Raw genomic sequence first — 18,708 nt, 5'->3', positions numbered from 1 at the left:
AACCCCGGATCGAAGTCGGGCGCGTCGAAGAGGAACCCGCCCTGGAAGTCCAGCTCGCCATGCGCCTGCCAGCCCCGATCCCGGGGCAGCGGGGACGGTCCCGCCCCCGCCGGGGAGGCACGGACGCGCCCGTGGCAGGCGACCGGCGCACGGCCTCCGGCGCCCGCGGGGAACCCCCGGTCGCAGGCGCCCGCCCAGGACCGCCGGCCGTGGGCATTCGCCGCCGTACCGGCGCGGACCTGGGCGCTCGCCGCCGAGGGAGACCTCGACGGCGCCCTGCGGTCCGCGCTCGGCGTCGCCGGAGACGGCCTGCTCGGAGACGATCTGTTCGCCCTGCACGACGTGGTGCGGCTCGGCTCCCCCGAGCTGGTCGCCGATCGGCTCGGGGAACTGGCCGACCGCACGGAGGGGGACCTCGCTCCCCTGCTGGCGCGGCACGCCCGCGCGCTGGCCCGGCGCGACGGGGACGCCCTGGACAAGGTGGCGCGGGGGCTCGCCGACCTCGGCCTGATGCTCCACGCCGCGGAGGCGTCCGCGCACGCCGCCCTCGTCCACTCCGACCGGCACGCCTCGCAGGCGTCCAGGAACCGGGCCTCGGCGCTGGCGGGCGCCTGCCAGGGGGCGCGCAGCTCCGCGCTGGTCAACCTCGCGCTGCCGAGGCTGACCGCCCGCCAGCGGCAGATCGTCAGCCTCGCCGCGGCGGGCCTGACCAACCGGCAGATCGCCGAGCAGCTCACGGTGTCGATCCGCACGGTCGCCAACCACCTGTACGACGCCTACGCGCGGCTCGGCAGCAGCGACCGTGCCGGCCTGGAAGGGCTCTTCACCGTCGGCCAGCGCGGCGGCCGGACGGACGGGCACCGATGAGAGGAGCCGGCGGGGCGGGTCAGGCCGCTCCGATCGCGGAGAAGGACCAGCCCGTCGCACGGTGGAGCGCGTCGCCGGGCATCGACGACCTGGCGTCGCGCAGGGCCTCGGCCATGCTCAGACCGCGCCGCAGCCCCTCGTGCAGGGCGAGCATCAGCGGCACCACGGCCTCGTCGTCGACCGGCACCGAACTCGCCACGATCCCGGACGTGCCCAGCGGCAGCAGCGCCGTGGCGAGGCCGAGCAGCTCGTTCGCGCCGACCGGCTGCAGCCTGCCGGAGTCGCAGCTGGACAGGACGATCCGGTACGGGGCGCTGCGGAGCCGTTCGAGGTCGTGCACCGTGAGCGGGCCGTCGTCCATCCCCAGGGAGGAGAACATCGGACTGTCGGAGCGGAAGGTGCCGTGCGCGGCGATGTGCGCGAGCCTGCTGCCGTCCAGCGCCGCGAGCACGGCCGAGGTGACCGCGGTGCCGTTCCCCAGCACCGTCGCCTCGCCGTACCCGGCGGCCAGGGGCGGGATCTCGGCACCACCCGTCGCCAGCCCCGGGCCTCTGACCAGCACGACCCGCTCCCGCGACGGCGACGGCTCGATCCGCCGGGCGCGGAGCCAGGCGCTCGCCGACGGCGACACGCTCAGCACCCGCGTCCCCAGCGCGGGCAGCAGCGCCCAGGGCACGCCGTGCAGCCTGCCCGGCGGTACGACGACCACCGGCCCTTCCCCGAGGTGGCGCACCGCGGGGCCGAGCAGTGACTCCTGGAGGCGGCGCCCGCCGGCTTCGAGGACGGGCAGCCTGGCCGCGGAGCCCCCGTACGCGATCCTGCTGAGACCCGCGCGGGCGTGGTCGGCGTCGATCGCCGCGTCGGCCAGCCGTCCCGCGGCGAACCTGCGTACCCGGCCCCGGCCGCAGAGCAGGACGTGCAGGTCGCCGTCGACGGCGACGATCTCGATCAGCCACCCGTCACCGAGCTCGTCGAGCAGCAGGTCCACGTCGAAGCGGTGCCCGTCGGTGCCGCCCTCGCCGCGCATCCGGAGCGTCCGGTCGCGGATCCCCTTCTCCAGCCGCCGCTGCTCGCGCTCCAGCGCGGGGGCCGGGCCGCCCTTCTGCCGCGCCGCCTCGATCCGGCTACTGATCTCGCGGAAGGCCGTCACGTCGCGCAGCAGCTCGGGATCGTCCGGCGGCCGGGTGGGCGGGACCGCCAGCACCGTGGCGCGCCAGCGCTCGCTCCAGCCGAGGAACCGGCGGGGGCTCCCTCCGGCGAGGGTCGCCCGCTGCGCGAGCAGGGCCAGCTCCGCCCCCTGCGCGGTGGCCCGCGCCCGCAACTCCGAGGCGCCCAGCGTCATCCTGTACTCGTCCAGCAGGTCGAGCCCCCGCCGGCAGGCGTCCAGCACGCCGCGGGTCCGCCCCGCCGCCGCCGCCCGCAGTGCCTGCGCCACCCAGCCGTCCACCCGGGCGAAGGCGGGACCGCGCGATCTGCCTCTGGCCGCGGCGGCCAGGTGCCGTTCGGCCTCGGCGTCGGCACCGAGGGCGAGGGCGGTGCGACCGGCCAGCAACGACGCCTGGACCGCCTCGGGGGCGCGCAGCTCCGCCAGCCGCAGGGCGACCGCGGCGGCGTCGCGTACCGAACGGCCGGAGATCTCGCCGGCCGCGAACCTGGCCTGGACCAGCACCAGCCGGGCGTGGGCCTGCCACCAGTCGCGGCGCTGACTGGAGAAGAGCCGGACGGCCGTGCCCGCGCGGGCGATCGCCGCGTGCGGCTCGCCCACCGCGATCGCGGCCCGCGCGGCGATCAGGAGGAGTTCGGCGCCGCGGGTCGTCTGCCCTCCGGTACGGTTCAGCAGCTCCGTGGCGGCGTCGGCCTCCTCCAGCGCCTCGCGCGCCAGCCCGGCCGCCAGGAGCACCCCGCACCGCCGGATGTGCAGCACGAACATGGGCGTGCCGAGTGCCTTGTAACGGCTCGCGGCCTCGTCGAAGTGGTGTAGCGCCGCGGGGAGGTCGCCGGACCTGAACGCCGCCAGCCCTCTGCTCTCCACCGCGTCGGCCTTGTCGTGCTCCTGGTCGGTGGTGTCCCACAGCCGCTCGGCGGCGACGAAGTCGGCCTCGGCCCGCTCCACGGACCCCATGGCCAGGTGGACCGTGGCCCTGAGGGTGAGCGCGCGGGCGGTCCAGATCGTGTCCTGTGCCCGGCGCAGGGCGGGGATGGCCCGGCGCAGGTCGTCGAGCGCCTCACGGTGCCCGCCGAGGACCCACCAGGTGTAGCCGCGCCGGAACAGCGCGCGGGCGCCGGTGAGCCCGCCGCCCCTCTCGACCGCCGCCTCCAGCGCCGTCATCCCCTGCCTGGTACGGCCCGCGTGGACGAGGGCGGCCCCCAGGGTCGACAGCACGTCCGTCTCGCGGTCCGCGGAGCCGGACCTGGCCGCCAGGACGCGGGCCTGCCGCAGATGACCGATCGCCGTCGTGAGATCGCCGAAGTCGCGCTGCCAGATGCCGATCACCTGGTGGGCGACGGAGGCGTCATGAAAGGAGGGGGCGCCCGCCAGCACGGCCCGCGCTCCGGCCAGCGCGTCGGCGGGACGGGCGAACACCAGGGGCAACAGGTCGAGAGCATCTCCCACGGAAGGCGGGACCCGCGGGCTTCCCCCGGTCACGGATCGATGTTAGACGTGATGTGTTCGGAGCGTCCATGCCGCTGTGCTCGTACGCAGGGGTGTATCAACCGGGCGCCCCGTGGCTCCTAACCCATGGCGACGTGAGGAATCTCCGAGACAGGACGGTGAACATGGCACCAGACAGGTTCCAGGAACAGTTCGACCAGATCCAGGCCGCCATGGGAGAGGAGGTCGTGCTCGCGGCGGGCCCGGACGACTCGCCCAGGTTCCTCTATGAGAAGGGCTGCGTCCTCGCCAGGCGGGACGAGGCCCCCGAGGTCACCCAGGCGATCCGGAGGGCGTTCCGCCGGGATCGCGGCAGTGACCGTGGCGTGGAGTTGCAGGAGGAGGACGGCCCGAGCGGCGTGTCCAGGATCCGGGTCGGGCCGCTGAACCGTGCGGAGCGCTGGAGCGACCGGGACGTGTCGGACGCGCTGCGGGCCGTCGACGAGCTGGAGCGTGCCAACGGCCGCCGGATGGTGTCCAGGAACCACATCGTGTCCATCGCGGTGAACTGCTGCCCCGGCGACGAGCCGGTACCCGTGGCCCGATGCGGGCCGCCCAACCCGGCGGTGGCCAAGCGGGTCGCCGGCGCGACGGCCGGCCCGGTGTCCGTCCTGGTGATCGACACGGGACTGGTGGAGAACTACCGGTCGCACCCGTGGATGAGCCTCGTCGAGGGCGAGGGCAAGGAGATCGAGCTGGACTCCGAGGGGATACTCAAGCAGTACGTCGGTCACGGCACCTTCATCGCCGGGCTGATCGGCGCCGTCGCGCCCAGCGCCGCCATCACGGTGAACGGGGCGCTCGTCAACGCGGGCGCCATCTCCGAGAAGTGCCTGGGTGACCTCCTGCTCAGGGAGATGCGGCCGTTGAACAGATGGCCGGACATCATCAACCTGTCCGCGGGGACCCTGAGCACGGACCACAGGACGCTCATGGGGCTCGAGGACTTCATGCGGGAGCTGGTGACCGACCACCCGGAGACACTGCTGGTGGCCGCGGCGGGGAACAACGGCAGCGACGAGCGGTTCCATCCCGCGGCCTACGCCGACGACCCCGACTACGCCGGTGCCGTCGTCTCGGTGGGCGCGCTGCGGAAGGACGGCCAGGACCGGGCCTGCTTCAGCGGTCACGGGCCGTGGGTGACGGCGTACGCTCCCGGGGAGCGCCTGGTGAGCGCCTTCACCGCGGTGGACGACACCCCGGTGCCCTATGACTACCAGCATTCGACCTACGACCACTGCCGGTACGGCTCCGCCTACGACTGCACCTGCCAGTTCCCCCCGCACCGGGGCGAGCTCAGCGAGAAGATGGCGGCGTCGCCGAAGGCGATCCGCGAACGCGTCGAGTTCGACGGGCTGGCGCAGTGGAGCGGCACCTCCTTCTCCGCGCCCCTGGTCGTCGGCATGATCGTCAATCACATGGTGCGGAACAACGTGACCGACTCCCGGCAGGCCGCCGCCGAGCTCCTGACCACCCCCCTGTCCGGCAGGGGAGTGCAGGGCCTGACCGCCCCCGCCCTCATCCCCTCGACCTGGACGCCGTCGAGCGTGCAAAGTGTCCCGGTCGTGCCCTGAAACCGGTGCGGCCGAATCGGCCCTCCGTCGTACGATGACAGTCCCGAAGGCAAGGGGACGTCACCGTGGATCGAGACTCGACCGGCATCCTCTTCCGCGCCGCGGTGGACGGGGAGACCGCGGCGTGGAAATCCCTGGTGGAGGGCCTCAGCCCGCTCGTGTGGTCCGTCGTGCGCGCCCACGGGCTGAGGGACGCGGACGCGCAGGAGGTCTACCAGACGACCTGGTTCCGGCTCGCGCAGAACCTCGCGCGGATCCGCGAGCCGGACAGGGTCGGGGCCTGGCTGGCCAGCACGGCGCGGAACGAGTGCGTCAAGGTGATCAGAACCGCCCGGCGGGTCTCGCCGAGCGACGACCCCGAGGTGTTCGACCGCGCCGCCGACGGTCGTACGCCCGAGCAGGCCGTGGTCGACGCCGAGGAGGCGTCGATGGAGCGGGAGCGGATGCGGGCCATGTGGCAGGCGTTCCAGGAACTGGGTGAGAACTGCCGGCGGCTGCTGCGCCTGCTCATGGCCTCGCCGCCGGTCAGCTACCAGGAGGTGTCGGCGACGCTCGGCATCGCCGTCGGGAGCATCGGGCCGATCAGGCAGCGCTGCCTGCGGCGGCTGCGTGTCCTCCTCGCGGAACGGGGCTTCCGATGAGCGACGACGCGCTTGAGGCGGAGCTGCGCCGCGCCGTCGAGTTGTTCGATCCCGTTCCCTCCGACCTCCTGCAGACCGCCGTCGAGGCCTACGCGCTCCGCGCGCTCGACGCCGAGCTGGCCGAGCTGGTCTTCGACTCCCTGAGCGGGCCCTCACGGGTGCGGGGTGACAGAGCGCCGCGGATGCTGACCTTCCAGGGTGCGGAGCTGACCGTCGACCTGGAGGTCACCGTGACCGCCGGCGGCGGGCGCGTGGTGGGCCAGCTGATGCCGCCGGGTCCCGCGGAGGTCGAGGTCCTCGGGCACCATCCGGTCACGCTGGCCACGGACGAGCTGGGCAGATTCGTCTACGACGACGTCCCCGCCGGGCCTTTCAGCCTCCGCTGCCACCTCGCGGGCGCGATCGTCGTCACCGAGTGGATCACCGTCTGACCGCGGCTTCGCGCGGACGTCTCCGGGTACGCGGTCACCGGTGCGCGGCCCGCGCCGGGTCGCCCCAGGTTTCGGTGCCCGGATGGGGGTAAGCGTTCTGTTGACAAGGGGGACCTATGAGTGACCACAGGAACGTGCCCGAGCTGATGGATGAGAACGACGTCGTGGACCTGCTGGTGCGCCAGCATGTGATGATCAGGGATCTGTTCGACGAGGTGGAGGACGCTCCCGCGGGGAACCGGCGGGCCGAGGCGTTCCAGCGCCTGGTGCGGATGCTGGCCGTGCACGAGACCGCCGAGGAGGAGGTCGTGCACCCCTACGCACGCCTCAAGATCGAGGGTGGGGACGAGGTGGTCGACGAGCGCCTCGCCGAGGAGCGGGAGGCCAAGCAGATGCTCTCCGACCTGGAGAGGCTGGGCACCGACCATCCCGACTTCTCCGGGCATCTGCAGGTCCTGCGGGCGGCGGTGCTGGCCCACGCCCACGCCGAGGAGCGCCACGAGTTTCCCCGGTTCCGCACCCAGACCAGCGAGGCCGAGCGCCGGGCCCTGGCCGCCGGGGTGAAGGCGGCCGAGGCGCTGGCGCCGACCCACCCGCATCCGGGCACCGAGTCGGCGGTCAGGAACCTGCTGCTCGGGACGCCGCTGGCGCTCGTGGACCGGACCCGCGACGTGATCCGCCAGGCCATGGGCGGGCGCGGAGACTGAGATACGGGCCTCCCCCCGCCGGTACCGCCTGGTTCGGTCATCACGCCATCGGTGGCCGGGGTCACGGCCGCGCCGCGCCCACCTCCCGCAGTGACGAGACGCCGCGCCGCCACCGGCTCATGACGTGCTCGGCGAAGAGCCGGTCCAGGGTCAGCGCGCAGGCCGCCCCGTACAGGACGTCACCGGCCCGCGAGGGGTGCTGCCGTGCGAACCCGCCGCACATGTCGTGCGCGGCGGTCTGCTCGGGTACGGCGTCGGCCCGCACCTGTTCGTCGTAGAAACGGCTCGCCGCCTCGCCCGCCCCCAGTCGCCGCAGACTCTCGGAGTAGCGACGGTTGGGAACCGAGGAGGTCATCTCGGCGGCCGCCAGGTGGCCGAGCAGCGCTCCGAGGTGGCGCCGGTGGAGCCCGAACAGCGACATCGTGTTGGAGACGGCCAGCGTGATCGCCGGGACTTGGTCGAGGTAGGCGCCGTAGGAGTCGTCCATGCCCAGCCGGCGCATGGTGGTACGGAAAAGCTCGGAGTGCATCCGCTCGACGCGCCCGCCGCCGTACTGGCCCGCCTGGATCTCCACCAGCGCCGCCTTGGGACGTCCGCTCAGCCGGGGGATCGCCCAGGTGCGCTGATCGGCCCCCTTCAGGTGGTGGATCGACCGGTGCGCGACGAACTCGCGGAACTGCGCGAGGTCGGCCTGCCGCTGGAGGAACCCCGGCAGGTCGGGGCCGTCGACGGCGGCGGCCACCAGATCGGTCAGGGCCTGGCTCATCTGCTCGGCCCGCTGGGTGGGCGGGCATGACACGGCCCGCGCCAGTCCCTCCTCGAACCGTGCCTCCAGGATCTCCCGCACCTCCAGCAGCGAGGGGTTCCACTCCCACCGCTCGTCCACGCCCTCGAAGCCCCGGTGGTGCAGCTCGTAGCAGACGAAGAGCGCCAGCTGCACGTCCTCGTCCGCGAGGACCGGGCCCGCGAAACGGGCGGGGAACGACAGCAGCGGGAGCGACAGGAGGCCGAAGCGGTGCGGTGGGTGTACCAGCCGTTCGAAGAGCAGGGCGCTGATCGGGCCCCGCGCGGCGGGCAGCGCCGGAGCCCTGCCCGGCACCGGCAGGTCCAGCGGGTCCGGGCGCTCGGCGAGCTTCGAGCGCTCCGGAGACTTCGCGGGCTTCAGGGATCTCGGGGCCTTCGGGGAGCCCGGGGGCTTCGTGGCACGTGACGGTCCGGGCCCGGGAGAGCCCAGCAGTTCGGGGAGGCGCGACAGTGCCGAGGACTCCGGGAGATCCGAAAGACGCGGCGGCCCGGGAGACCTCGGCGGCTCCGGAGACGCCGAGAGATCCGGGTCCGCCGGGAACCCGGAAGCCGTCAGGGGTCTGCACGTGCCCCCGGGTGAGTCGTTCACCGTGATGCCGCCGTCGTGAACGTCGGCGATGCGCCGCCCGTAGTGAGCGGACGCGTCAAACCCACGCGCCATGCGTCCCCCGTTCGATGCCCCCGATCGGTCCGATGCCCACACCGAAGCCCTCGAAACGCCCCCAAGATCGCTCCTTCCTCTCGATGACCTGCAGAAACCACGAAATACATGGATATTTCGCGGGCGCACTCGGGTGAGCGGACGAGTACCGGGACCGGAAACGGGCAGGCGACAGCACCGAGACAGCACGACGCCGGGGCCATCCAGCGGAAAACCCGATGCCCCGGCGCGGGGGGACGGCGAAACGCCGGTCTCCCCGTACGGGAAGGTACGGTCAGCTCATGTCCGAGCGCAGCATGCCGCACGACCTCGCCGCCTGGGCGTGCCCCCACGGGCAGGACGCTCGCCGGGGTTGCACGACCTGCTATGAGGAGTCGACCGACGGCGACCAGGCCCAGCCCTTCTGGGAGGTCGCCGCGTGGTTCACCACCTCACGGCCAATCCCGATAAGAACGCTCCAGGACGCGCACCACCACGGCCGCCATTTCGCCCTCGACCAGCCGTCCACGCCGCTGGTCTACCTCCTGACCGGCCGCGCCCGCGCGGGGGGCAGCGTGCAGGCGATCGCGGGCGTCGTCGGTTTCCTGCTGCACAACCGGCACGTGGTGGCCGACTTCACCGTGACCGAGACCCGCGCCACCCGCCGCTCGCCCGGCACCCCCGGCGCGCCCAACGCGACCCGCCAGACCGACAAGTGGCTCCAGGACCCGCGCCGCCCCGACGGGCGCCTGCGGTGAGGGGGCCCCTTCGCGGAGCCGGTGCGCCCGGCCGGGCGACGCCGTCGGCGCGCATGGGGTCGGTGCCCGCCCGAATGCCCACCCGGGGTGTGTGCCACCCCGCGGATGACAGATACGGCGAGAGTCCCTAAGCTCGACAACACCATTGTCGAAACAGCGAGGCGGGAGGCGATCGTGCCGGCCGACCCCCCGGGCTTCGAACTCCCGCTCAGGCTCTTCCTCGGCTTCCGGATGCTCATCGACGAGCTCCACGCGGAGCTCGCCCGCCAGGGACACCCCGACATGCGTCCGATGCATGGGTTCGTGCTGCAGGCGATCGGCCCCGAGGGCAGCACCGCCGTGGAACTCGGCCGACGGCTGGGCGTCTCCAAGCAGGCGGCGGGCAAGACCGTGGACACCCTGGAGCAGCTGGGCTACGTCGAGCGGCGCTCCGACCCCGACGACGCCCGCCGCAAGATCGTGCGGCTCACCGAGCGTGGCGTCGACAGCCTCGCCCGGTCCGCGCGCATCTTCGAGGACCTGCGCGCCGGCTGGGCGAGGACCCTCGGTGAGGACCGCCTGCGCGCCCTGGAGTCCGACCTGCGCGCCGTGACCACGGGGGACGTCTTCCGGCTCGACGTCCCCGGCTGGTTCGGCGGCTACTGACCGCTGATCGCCGGAACGGGTGCCGGCGTTCACGGAGCCGCCGCCCGGCGGCCTTTCGACCGATCCGCCGTCACCCCGGCCAGACGCGAAACGCGTCGCGAGTTACCTCACCAGACTCGCCACAATGTGAGGCATGCGAATCCTGATCATCGGCGGCACCCGGTTCGTCGGCCGGCACATCACCGCGGCCGCGATCGCGGCCGGGCACCAGATCTCCCTGCTGCACCGGGGTATGACGGGCCCCGGACTGTTCCCCGAGGCCGAGCACCTGCTCGCCGACCGCAATGCCGACCTGTCCGTGCTGCGCGACCGGCGGTGGGACGCGACGATCGACGTCAGCGCCTACCACCCGTCGCAGGTCACCTCGCTCGCCGGCGCGCTCTCCACCGGCCAGTACGCCTTCGTCTCCACCACCGCGGTCTACCGGGCGCCCGAGCGGTCGGGCTTCACCGAGGACTCCCCGCTGGCGGAGCTCGACGGGCCGATCCCCGAGACGGTGACCGGCGAGGTGTACGGGCCGATGAAGGTGCTGTGCGAGCGGGCCTCGGTGGACGCGTTCGGGACCTCGACCCTGGTCGTACGGCCCACGTACGTCATCGGCCCGCATGACCACACCGGCCGCTTCACCTACTGGGTCAACCGGATCGCGCGCGGCGGCGAGGTCCTCGCGCCCGGCGACCCCGGCGACCCCATCCAGGTGATCGACGCCCGCGACATGGCCTCCTGGATCGTCTCCATGGTCGAGGGGAGGCATCCGGGCACCTTCCACGCGGTCAGCCCTCCCCCGCCGTTCTCCTTCGGCGACCTGCTGGAGGCGATCGTGGCCGAGGTCGGGCCGCCGGGAACCACCCTGACCTGGGTCGGGCAGGACTTCCTGCTCGCCGAGGGGGAGAACGGCCTGTCGCTGCCCCTGTGGTCCGAGGGCGACCCGCAAAAGTCGATCAACGCCGCCGACCCCGCCGCCGCCCGCGCCGCGGGGCTCGACCCGCGCCCCCTGGGACGGTCGATCCGCGAGATCCGCGAGGCGGAGGCGGCCTTCGGCACGGCCGCCACCATCACCCCCGACCGGGAGGCCGAGCTGCTCTCCCGCTGGTCGGCCCGCGCCTGAGGCGTGTTTCGGGATCGGGGACGCGGCGGCGGGCGACCCACCGGCGGGTCCGGTGCGCTCTCCCACCGAGGCCGCTCCCCGAGGTCGCCTTCCAGGTCATGGATGGCTTTCGAGCCCTGCCACCCAGGACGGCTCCGGCACGGCTCGCGGGTGCCCTCGGCCGGGGTCAGCCCCGGAGCCGGGACGGCCGGAGCGGGTTGTGCCCGACCTCCAGCAGCGCCCGCCGCCGGTCGTCGTCGTCATCGCCGACCCTCCCCTCGGCCAGCGTGTCCTCGACGCGGTCGACGGCCTGCCGCATCGTCTCGATGTCGTCCGCGGTCAGGTCGTCCTTCCGCTTGCCGAGGACCCCGAGCACCTGGCGCCCAAGCGGCGGCATGACCGACTCGGGACTCCTGGCGACGCCCCCGTCCGCCGGGGCCGACGCCAGCAGGAAGGCTCGCAGCTCCTCCGACGTCATGTTCACGACCTCGTGGAACTCCTGCCACACCAGGTCGAGGATCAGATCCGATTGGTCGGTCACCGTGCTCTCCTCTCACGCCGGGCCCCTGCGGTCACGCCCCGGACAAGGACCGGCCGCCGGCGGATCGGATCTCCCCTGGCGGGGACGCGCGACGGCGGGCGCACGGCCGCCCTACCCCGGCTGCCACGCCGCTAACACGGGAACCGGGGTACGGGCGGTTTTCAGCACGGCGCGACGTATGCCCCCCTCAGGAGGGGTTGTCCACCGTGAAGCGCACGCCGGAGAAGCGGCTCCGCCACTCGGTGACCTCCGGCGCCACGGTGCCCGGGTCGACGTTCTCGTCCAGGCCGCGGGCGATGAACGAGGCCAGCTCCGGCATGTCCGCCTCGGTCATCCCGAGCCTGACGATCTCCGGCGTACCGATCCGCAGGCCGTTCACGTCCCCCTCGACCGCCTCCACCGGCAGGCCGATGCCGCTGCTGAGCAGGTTCGCCTCGCGCAGCCGCCGGGCGGCCCGCTGCCCGCCGCCGTAGCGGTGGGCCAGCACGGAGAACTGGTGGGAGCGGGTGCACCCCCGGTCGGCGGCGAAGATCGGGACGCCGAGGGCGAGCAGCTCGTCCGCCAGCCGCCGCGCGGTCGCGATCATCTCCTGCGCGTAGGCGGGCCCCGCCGCCTTCCAGTCGAGCATGGTCATGGCGAGCGCGGCGGTCTTGCCCGCGTCGAAGTTGGCGGTCAGTCCCGGGTAGGCGATCGCGTCGAGCCGCTCGGCGAGCTCGGCGTCGTTGGTCACGATGAGCCCGCCCGCCGGCCCGCCCAGGCTCTTGTACGTGCTCATGGTGATCAGGTGGGCGCCCTCCGCCAGCGGCTGCGGCCACGCCTTTCCGGCGATCATGCCGCAGAGGTGGGCGGCGTCGAAGAGCACGCGGGCGCCGACCGAGTCGGCGATCTCGCGGATGCGCGACACCGGGTGGTGGAACAGGTTGAGGCTGCCGCCGATGGTGATCAGCTTCGGCCGGACCCGCTCGGCGAGCTCGCGCAGGGCGTCGACGTCCACCGTGTAGCCGTCCGGCGTGATGGGGGCGGGAACGATGTTCAGCCCGTACAGGCCGGCCGCGCCGGGCTCGTGGTGTGTGACGTGGCCGCCGATGCTCGCCGGCGGGGCGATGATCGTGTCACCGGGCTCGCAGGCGGCCATGAAGGTGTAGAGGTTCGCCAGCGCTCCCGAGCCGACGCGTACCTCGGCGTAGCCGGCGCCGAAGACCTCGGCGGCCAGCTCGGCGGCGATGATCTCGATCTGCTCGATCGCCTCCAGGCCCATCTCGTACTTCTCGCCCGGGTACCCCAGTGACGGCCGCGACCCGAGGCCGGCCGAGAGCAGCGCCTCGGCCCGGGGGTTCATGATGTTCGTGGCCGGGTTCAGGTTGACCGACTCGATGTCGTGGATGCGGTGGTTGCCGGCCACCAGCCGTTCGATCTCGCTCTGGATCGAGGAGGCGGTCTGGTCCGTCACGGCCTTCAGTACGGACTGGACGCGATCCTCGGTGACGGTGGGCACCCACGGACGGTGGGCGAGGGCACGGGGCATCAGGTGATCTCCTGGCCGACAGGCAGACGGCTGTCGTGGTGATGTCTGGTTGTCTGCCACACGACGTTAGATCGCAGATGATGCCCGCCGCATCGGGTGAAAGATGGGGTTTTTCGCGCTGTTTTCCTACATTTGCCGGAAAAAGATTCCACGCTCCGCCGGAAACGATCACTTCTTTCACAGGAGCCCCACCTGTACCTTCTGGCCCTCGAAGCGCCGCCCCGAACACCACATGCGGCTGAACCGCAATAAATGGGTGAGCAGCCTGTCCACTTGCTTTGTAGGATGACCGACGTGCCAGGGCTCCCTCATCCGGCAGGTGCTCACCGGCCCGATCGAGTCCCCACGACCGGCTGCGCCATGGCCGCCGCCTGTCGCACGCGACCATCGGGAGTTCGTCGAAGGCGACCCGCCGCCGCTCTCGGAGATCGTTTCCAAGCCGCCGGTCGGGGGCCGCACCTATCCCCACCTCGGCCCGCTCCCTTGACCTCAACCAAAGTTCAGGTCGCAGGCTGAGTCCGACACTCCCCCGCTGGAGGAAATCCTCATGATCCCGGCTACCGGGACGACGGGCGAGACCGGCCGACGGCCGGTCCCCCGGCACGACGCCCCTCTCCCGGCCACCCCACCTAAAGAGACCCCATGCTGACCCGCCTGCTCCGCACCTACCTGCGCCCCTACTCGGCGGTGCTGATCGCCGTGGTGGTGCTGCAACTGGTCGGCACCATCGCCTCGCTCTATCTGCCCAGCCTGAACGCCGACATCATCGACCAGGGCGTGGCCACCGGCGACACCGGCTACATCCTCACCGCGGGAGGCTGGATGCTGGCCGTCTCCCTCGTGCAGATCGCCTGCTCGATCGCGGCGGTCTACTACGGCTCCCACGCGGCCATGGGGTTCGGGCGCGACGTCCGCTCGGCGATCTTCCACCAGGTCGGCGGCTTCTCCGCCAGGGAGGTCTCCCACTTCGGCGCCCCCTCCCTGATCACCCGTGGGACCAACGACGTGCAGCAGGTCCAGATGCTCGTCGTGATGACCTGCACGATGCTGGTCGCGGCCCCCATCATGGGCGCCGGCGGCATCATCATGGCGCTGCGCCAGGACCTCGGCCTGTCCTGGCTCATGCTGGTCTGCGTCCCCGCGCTGCTGATCTCGATCGGCCTGATCATCGTCCGCATGGTCCCCCAGTTCCGCGCGATGCAGGAGCGCATCGACCGGGTGAACCAGGTGCTGCGCGAGCAGCTCACCGGCATCCGCGTGGTGCGCGCCTTCGTCCGCGAGCGTGAGGAGGCCCGCCGGTTCGCCGGCGCCAACGACGAGCTGACCGACACCGCGCTGCGGGTGGGACGGCTGACCGCGCTCATCTTCCCCACCGTGATGCTGATCCTCAACATCTCCAGCATCGCCGTGCTCTGGTTCGGCGCCGGGCGGGTGGACAGCGGCGAGATGCAGATCGGCGCCCTGACCGCGTTCCTGATGTACCTGATGCAGATCCTCATGTCGGTGATGATGGCCAGCTTCATCTCGATGATGATCCCGCGCGCCGCGGTCTGCGCCGAGCGCATCACCGAGGTGCTCGACACCGAGTCGTCGGTGACGCCGCCCAGCGACCCGGTACGGCAGGTGAGCGGCCGCGCCGAGCTGGAGATGCGCGACGTCGAGTTCCGCTACCCGGGCGCGGAGGCACCCGTGCTGTCCGACATCTCCTTCCGCGTGACGGCGGGACAGACCACCGCCGTGATCGGCAGCACCGGCTCCGGTAAGACGACGCTGGTCTCGCTGGTGCCCAGGCTGTTCGACGCCACCTCGGGCACGGTCTCGGTCAACGGCGTCGACGTCCGCGACCTCGACCCCCAGGTGCTCTGGTCGCGCATCGGCCTGGTGCCGCAGAAGCCGTACCTGTTCAGCGGCACCGTCGCCAGCAACCTGCGCTACGGCAACCCGGACGCCGGCGACGAGGAGCTGTGGGAGGCGCTGGAGGTGGCCCAGGCGCGCGACTTCGTCGAGGCGATGCCCGAGGGCCTGGAGGCGCCCATCACCCAGGGCGGCACGAACGTGTCCGGCGGGCAGCGACAGCGACTGTCCATCGCCAGGGCACTGGTCAGCAAGCCCGAGATCTACCTGTTCGACGACTCGTTCTCGGCCCTGGACCTGGCCACCGACGCGCGGCTGCGCGCCGCCCTGCGCCCGCACACCGCCGAGGCCGCCGTCATCATCGTCGGCCAGCGGGTCTCCACCATCGCCGACGCCGATCAGATCATCGTCCTGGACGACGGCGTGATCGTCGGCCTGGGAACCCATGACGAGCTGCTGGATTCCTGCCCGACGTACATCGAGATCGTCGAGTCCCAACTAGCCGCGGAGACCGCAGCATGAGTGACAGTCCCACGACCGCGCGACCGCGACCACCCGTCGGCGGCGGAGGCTTCGGCCGGGGCCCCATGGGCGGGGCCGGGATGCCCGTGGAGAAGTCGATGAACTTCGGGCCCTCCGCGCGACGGCTGGTCCGGCGGATGAACCCCGATCGCCCGAGGCTGCTGGCCGTGATCGGCCTCGCCGTGATCAGCGTGGTGTTCTCCGTCGTCGGGCCGAAGATCCTCGGGTACGCGACGGACCTGATCTTCACCGGGGTGATCGGCAAGCAACTGCCCGCCGGGACGAGCACGCAGCAGGCGATCGAGGCGGCCCGCGCCTCCGGCAACGACAACTTCGCCGACCTGCTCGCGGGGATGGACGTCGTACCCGGTCAGGGCATCGACTTCGGCGCGCTGGGCACGGTCCTGCTCTGGGTGCTGGGGCTCTACATCGCGTCGTCGCTCTTCGCCTGGTACCAGGGTTACCTGCTCAACGACGTGGTGCAACGCACCGTCTACCGGCTGCGGGAGGAGGTCGAGGAGAAGCTGAACCGGCTTCCGCTCAGGTTCTTCGACGGCCAGCCGCGCGGCGAGCTGCTCAGCCGGGTCACCAACGACATCGACAACGTCTCGCAGACCCTGCAGCAGACCATGAGCCAGCTGCTGAACTCGCTGCTGCTGGTGATCGGCGTGCTCGCGATGATGTTCGTGATCTCACCGCTGCTCGCGCTGATCGCCCTGGTGACCATCCCGCTGACGATGGTCGCCACCGGGATGATCGCCAAGCGCTCGCAGAAGCACTTCGTCGCGCAGTGGAAGCACACCGGCAGCCTGAACGCCCACATCGAGGAGGCGTTCACCGGCCACGAGCTGGTGAAGGTGTTCGGCCGCCGCCCCGAGGTCGAGGAGGTGTTCAGGGAGCGGAACGAGGAGCTGTTCAAGGCCAGCTTCGGCGCCCAGTTCATCTCCGGGATCATCATGCCGATGATGATGTTCATCGGGAACCTCAACTACGTCGCCATCGCCGTCGTCGGTGGCCTGCGGGTCGCCACCGGGGCGATGAGCCTGGGTGACGTGCAGGCGTTCATCCAGTACTCCCGGCAGTTCACCCAGCCGCTGACCCAGGTCGCCTCGATGGCCAACCTGCTGCAGTCGGGGGTGGCCTCGGCCGAGCGGGTCTTCGAGCTGCTCGACGCCGCGGAGCAGGAGCCCGACCCGGCCGACCCGGTGGTGCCCACCGCCAGGCGGGGCCGCGTCGAGTTCGAGCACGTGTCCTTCAGCTACGACCCGGAGCAGCCCCTCATCGAGGACCTGTCCCTGGTAGCCGACCCCGGGCACACCGTCGCGATCGTCGGCCCGACCGGCGCGGGCAAGACCACCCTGGTCAACCTCATCATGCGCTTCTACGAGCTGAACTCGGGCCGGATCACCCTCGACGGCATCGACATCACCGCGATGCGCCGCGACGACCTGCGCTCGCACATCGGCATGGTGCTCCAGGACACCTGGCTGTTCGGCGGCACCATCCGCGAGAACATCGCCTACGGCAACCCCGGGGCCACCGAGGAGCAGATCCTCGCCGCCGCGCGGGCCACCTTCGTCGACCGTTTCGTGCGCACCCTGCCGGACGGCTACGACACGGTGATCGACGAGGAGGGGAGCAACGTCAGCGCCGGTGAGAAGCAGCTGCTGACCATCGCCCGCGCCTTCCTCGCCGACCCGTCGCTGCTCATCCTTGACGAGGCCACCAGCTCGGTCGACACCCGCACCGAGGTCCTGGTGCAGCACGCCATGGCCGCGCTGCGCTCGGACCGCACCAGCTTCGTCATCGCCCACCGGCTGTCGACCATCCGCGACGCCGACCTCATCCTGGTGATGGAGGCGGGAAGCATCGTCGAGCACGGCACCCACGACGAGTTGCTCGCCGCCCGCGGCGCCTACCACCGCCTGTACTCCGCGCAGTTCAGCGGTGCGGCGATCGAGGGCGACGAGACGACCGCGGAGGAGGTGCCCACGCCGGTCTCACCGTGATCCGTCCGGCTTGGTGACGGGCCGGCGCGGCCGTGGCGTCGTTGTCGCCACGGCCGCCCCCGGGAGCACGGAACACCGGCCGGAGGCGACCGGCCACGACGCGGTCACCGAGAACGCCCGTCACCGGTGGCGAGACGGTCTCACCGTGACCGTTCAGCCTTTGACGAAGCCGAGGAGTGCCTCGGTGACCTCGGCGGCGTGGGTCCAGAGCAGGCCATAAGGACGGCTGCGGAGCCGATCCCGGCGGGCGATGTCCCCTCTCGCCCCACTCCGCCATCGAAGATGTCGCCGGCGAGCCCGCGCACGCGCCCAGCGCAGGAGTGCAGTAGCGGTCAGGCGACAGCACCGCCCCGGTCGACCCGGAAGACCCGCGGGAGTTCTTCTGGCGCAGCGGATTGAAACACCATATACAGGGCCGTCACCCATTAAATCAGTCGCATGTCGGATAAATATCTTTCACAAAGCTGGATGATCAAGGCCAATAATCCATTCGCCGGCGACATCCAACTGCATTGTGCGGCAATCCACTCTTGCCTCGATAGATGCCATCAAAAAGGAGCATTCAGCACCAAAGGTTGCCTATCGGACTTGAGGCTGAATGATTGAGATTGCAGCTACTTGCCGAAAAGATCGCAAACTTGGCGACATTACGCCTTGATGCAGGGGTGCGCAAGTTAATAAATAAGTCCAATACCACCAGCAAGAGGTAATCAAGCAAAAGAGGTGGATGATCACCGTTTATCCCTCGATACAAAAGGAAATCAAGGGTTCGCAGCGATGATCCCTAAGGGCTAGAGAAGATACTTTCCAGCCGATTTTGAGAACGTCGAGGCAGGGGGCAATCAATCCTTTCGAGGGGGACATGTAGTGTCCAAGATCAAAAACGCCGTCGCAGTATTCGCCGTCGGCAGCACGATGCTGACAGGCGGAGCCGTTGGCCTCGGTGCCGCGACCGCCGCCACCACAGCCAGCGCCGCAGCCAGCGCTACAGCCGGCGCCGCTCTAGGCAGTTGGTGCGGTGGCAGCGGCTGTGGGCATTCCTGGCGTCGTCAGCTGCTGAGGCAGTTCCAGAGGCAACGGTCGTTGCAACGCCAGTTCCAGCGCCAGTTGTCGAACCAGTCGCAGAGAATTCACCAGAATGTCAACTTCCATCTGAACACTTCTGCCGACGCCGACAGTGTCGCCAGGCAGAAGGCCGATGCGGAGGCAGAGGCCAGGCAGAAGGCCGATGCGGATGCCCGGAACAGGGCCGAGGCAGAGGCAGAGGCCAGGCAGAGGGCCGAGGCAGAAGCCCGCAACAAGGCCGAAGCAGAGGCAGAGGCCAGGCAGAAGGCCGAAGCAGAAGCCCGACAGAAGGCCGAGGCAGAAGCCCGCAACAAGGCCGAAGCAGAGGCAGAGGCCAGGCAGAAGGCCGAAGCAGAAGCCCGACAGAAGGCCGAGGCAGAAGCCC

General features: G+C 71.2%; 15 protein-coding genes. 11 read left to right on the top strand and 4 right to left on the bottom strand.

What is annotated here, in order from left to right; genetic code table 11:
* On the top strand, positions 1–867 hold an 867-nt coding region (locus tag ABZ260_RS16405; protein ID WP_355617680.1), incomplete at its 5' end, for a LuxR C-terminal-related transcriptional regulator.
* A gap of 19 nt (positions 868–886) precedes the next feature.
* Here ABZ260_RS16405 and ABZ260_RS16400 read toward each other — a convergent pair.
* Positions 887–3,514 carry a CHAT domain-containing tetratricopeptide repeat protein gene (locus ABZ260_RS16400; protein ID WP_355617677.1) on the bottom strand — a complete coding sequence of 876 codons (2,628 nt, stop codon included), beginning with the start codon at positions 3,512–3,514 and terminating at the stop codon, positions 887–889.
* A 131-nt stretch (positions 3,515–3,645) separates the two neighbouring features.
* On the opposite strand from ABZ260_RS16400, the gene ABZ260_RS16395 reads away from it, so the two are divergent.
* The 4 genes from ABZ260_RS16395 to ABZ260_RS16380 all read left to right on the top strand — a co-directional run bounded on the left by ABZ260_RS16395 (position 3,646) and on the right by ABZ260_RS16380 (position 6,873).
* Complete coding sequence (locus ABZ260_RS16395) at positions 3,646–5,094, top strand: S8/S53 family peptidase (protein WP_355617674.1); 1,449 nt, start codon at positions 3,646–3,648, stop codon at positions 5,092–5,094.
* A gap of 65 nt (positions 5,095–5,159) precedes the next feature.
* A complete protein-coding gene (locus ABZ260_RS16390) occupies positions 5,160–5,735 on the top strand; it encodes a sigma-70 family RNA polymerase sigma factor (RefSeq protein ID WP_343965779.1) in 576 nt (191 codons plus the stop codon).
* Positions 5,732–6,166, top strand: a complete 435-nt coding sequence (locus ABZ260_RS16385) for a hypothetical protein (protein WP_355617671.1) — start codon at positions 5,732–5,734, stop codon at positions 6,164–6,166. Before ABZ260_RS16390 ends, ABZ260_RS16385 begins: the two co-directional genes overlap by 4 nt.
* Positions 6,167–6,282: 116 nt before the next feature.
* Positions 6,283–6,873 (top strand): hemerythrin domain-containing protein, encoded by a 591-nt coding sequence (locus ABZ260_RS16380; RefSeq protein WP_355617668.1) that lies wholly within the window; start codon positions 6,283–6,285, stop codon positions 6,871–6,873.
* 61 nt (positions 6,874–6,934) lie between these two features.
* On the opposite strand, the gene ABZ260_RS16375 is transcribed toward ABZ260_RS16380, so the two are convergent.
* Positions 6,935–8,338, bottom strand: coding sequence for an iron-containing redox enzyme family protein (locus ABZ260_RS16375; RefSeq protein ID WP_355617665.1), 1,404 nt, complete (start codon positions 8,336–8,338; stop codon positions 6,935–6,937).
* Between the two features lie 281 nt (positions 8,339–8,619).
* Here ABZ260_RS16375 and ABZ260_RS16370 point away from each other — a divergent pair, with 281 nt between their 5' ends.
* The 3 genes from ABZ260_RS16370 to ABZ260_RS16360 all read left to right on the top strand — a co-directional run bounded on the left by ABZ260_RS16370 (position 8,620) and on the right by ABZ260_RS16360 (position 10,828).
* Complete coding sequence (locus ABZ260_RS16370) at positions 8,620–9,075, top strand: hypothetical protein (protein WP_350916076.1); 456 nt, start codon at positions 8,620–8,622, stop codon at positions 9,073–9,075.
* Positions 9,076–9,249: 174 nt separating this feature from the next.
* Positions 9,250–9,720: a MarR family winged helix-turn-helix transcriptional regulator gene (locus ABZ260_RS16365; protein WP_355550501.1), complete on the top strand. Its 471-nt coding sequence runs from the start codon at positions 9,250–9,252 to the stop codon at positions 9,718–9,720.
* Positions 9,721–9,853: 133 nt separating this feature from the next.
* A complete protein-coding gene (locus tag ABZ260_RS16360; RefSeq protein ID WP_355617663.1) occupies positions 9,854–10,828 on the top strand; it encodes an NAD-dependent epimerase/dehydratase family protein in 975 nt (324 codons plus the stop codon).
* Between the two features lie 166 nt (positions 10,829–10,994).
* Here the strand turns inward: ABZ260_RS16360 and ABZ260_RS16355 are convergent, their stop codons facing one another.
* Both ABZ260_RS16355 and ABZ260_RS16350 read right to left on the bottom strand, forming a co-directional pair.
* Positions 10,995–11,348: a DUF3140 domain-containing protein gene (locus tag ABZ260_RS16355; RefSeq protein ID WP_355617660.1), complete on the bottom strand. Its 354-nt coding sequence runs from the start codon at positions 11,346–11,348 to the stop codon at positions 10,995–10,997.
* Between the two features lie 187 nt (positions 11,349–11,535).
* Positions 11,536–12,873: an aminotransferase class I/II-fold pyridoxal phosphate-dependent enzyme gene (locus tag ABZ260_RS16350; protein WP_355617657.1), complete on the bottom strand. Its 1,338-nt coding sequence runs from the start codon at positions 12,871–12,873 to the stop codon at positions 11,536–11,538.
* Positions 12,874–13,515: 642 nt separating this feature from the next.
* On the opposite strand from ABZ260_RS16350, the gene ABZ260_RS16345 reads away from it, so the two are divergent.
* The 3 genes from ABZ260_RS16345 to ABZ260_RS16335 form a co-directional block, all read left to right on the top strand.
* On the top strand, positions 13,516–15,249 hold the full coding sequence (locus ABZ260_RS16345) for an ABC transporter ATP-binding protein (protein ID WP_355617654.1): 1,734 nt from the start codon (positions 13,516–13,518) through the stop codon (positions 15,247–15,249).
* The gene (locus ABZ260_RS16340; protein WP_355617651.1) at positions 15,246–17,258 is read left to right on the top strand and encodes an ABC transporter ATP-binding protein; all 2,013 of its coding nucleotides are present in this window, start codon (positions 15,246–15,248) and stop codon (positions 17,256–17,258) included. The genes ABZ260_RS16345 and ABZ260_RS16340 overlap by 4 nt, the downstream gene beginning before the upstream one ends.
* Positions 17,259–18,125: 867 nt before the next feature.
* Positions 18,126–18,708: hypothetical protein (locus ABZ260_RS16335; RefSeq protein WP_355617648.1), on the top strand; the 583-nt coding region annotated here is incomplete at its 3' end.

Source organism: Streptosporangium sp. NPDC006013 (assembly GCF_040614275.1).
GTDB lineage: Bacteria > Actinomycetota > Actinomycetes > Streptosporangiales > Streptosporangiaceae > Streptosporangium.
This window is presented reverse-complemented; position numbering and strand designations above follow the sequence as displayed.

Excerpts from the sequence above, each read along its gene's own strand:
- ABZ260_RS16370 (WP_350916076.1), top strand. The coding sequence starts at position 8,620 with ATGTCCGAGCGCAGCATGCCGCACGACCTCGCCGCCTGGGCGTGCCCC.
- ABZ260_RS16360 (WP_355617663.1), top strand. The coding sequence starts at position 9,854 with ATGCGAATCCTGATCATCGGCGGCACCCGGTTCGTCGGCCGGCACATC.
- ABZ260_RS16395 (WP_355617674.1), top strand. The coding sequence starts at position 3,646 with ATGGCACCAGACAGGTTCCAGGAACAGTTCGACCAGATCCAGGCCGCC.
- ABZ260_RS16375 (WP_355617665.1), bottom strand. The coding sequence starts at position 8,338 with ATGGCGCGTGGGTTTGACGCGTCCGCTCACTACGGGCGGCGCATCGCC.
- ABZ260_RS16345 (WP_355617654.1), top strand. The coding sequence starts at position 13,516 with ATGCTGACCCGCCTGCTCCGCACCTACCTGCGCCCCTACTCGGCGGTG.
- ABZ260_RS16380 (WP_355617668.1), top strand. The coding sequence starts at position 6,283 with ATGAGTGACCACAGGAACGTGCCCGAGCTGATGGATGAGAACGACGTC.
- ABZ260_RS16340 (WP_355617651.1), top strand. The coding sequence starts at position 15,246 with ATGAGTGACAGTCCCACGACCGCGCGACCGCGACCACCCGTCGGCGGC.
- ABZ260_RS16385 (WP_355617671.1), top strand. The coding sequence starts at position 5,732 with ATGAGCGACGACGCGCTTGAGGCGGAGCTGCGCCGCGCCGTCGAGTTG.
- ABZ260_RS16350 (WP_355617657.1), bottom strand. The coding sequence starts at position 12,873 with ATGCCCCGTGCCCTCGCCCACCGTCCGTGGGTGCCCACCGTCACCGAG.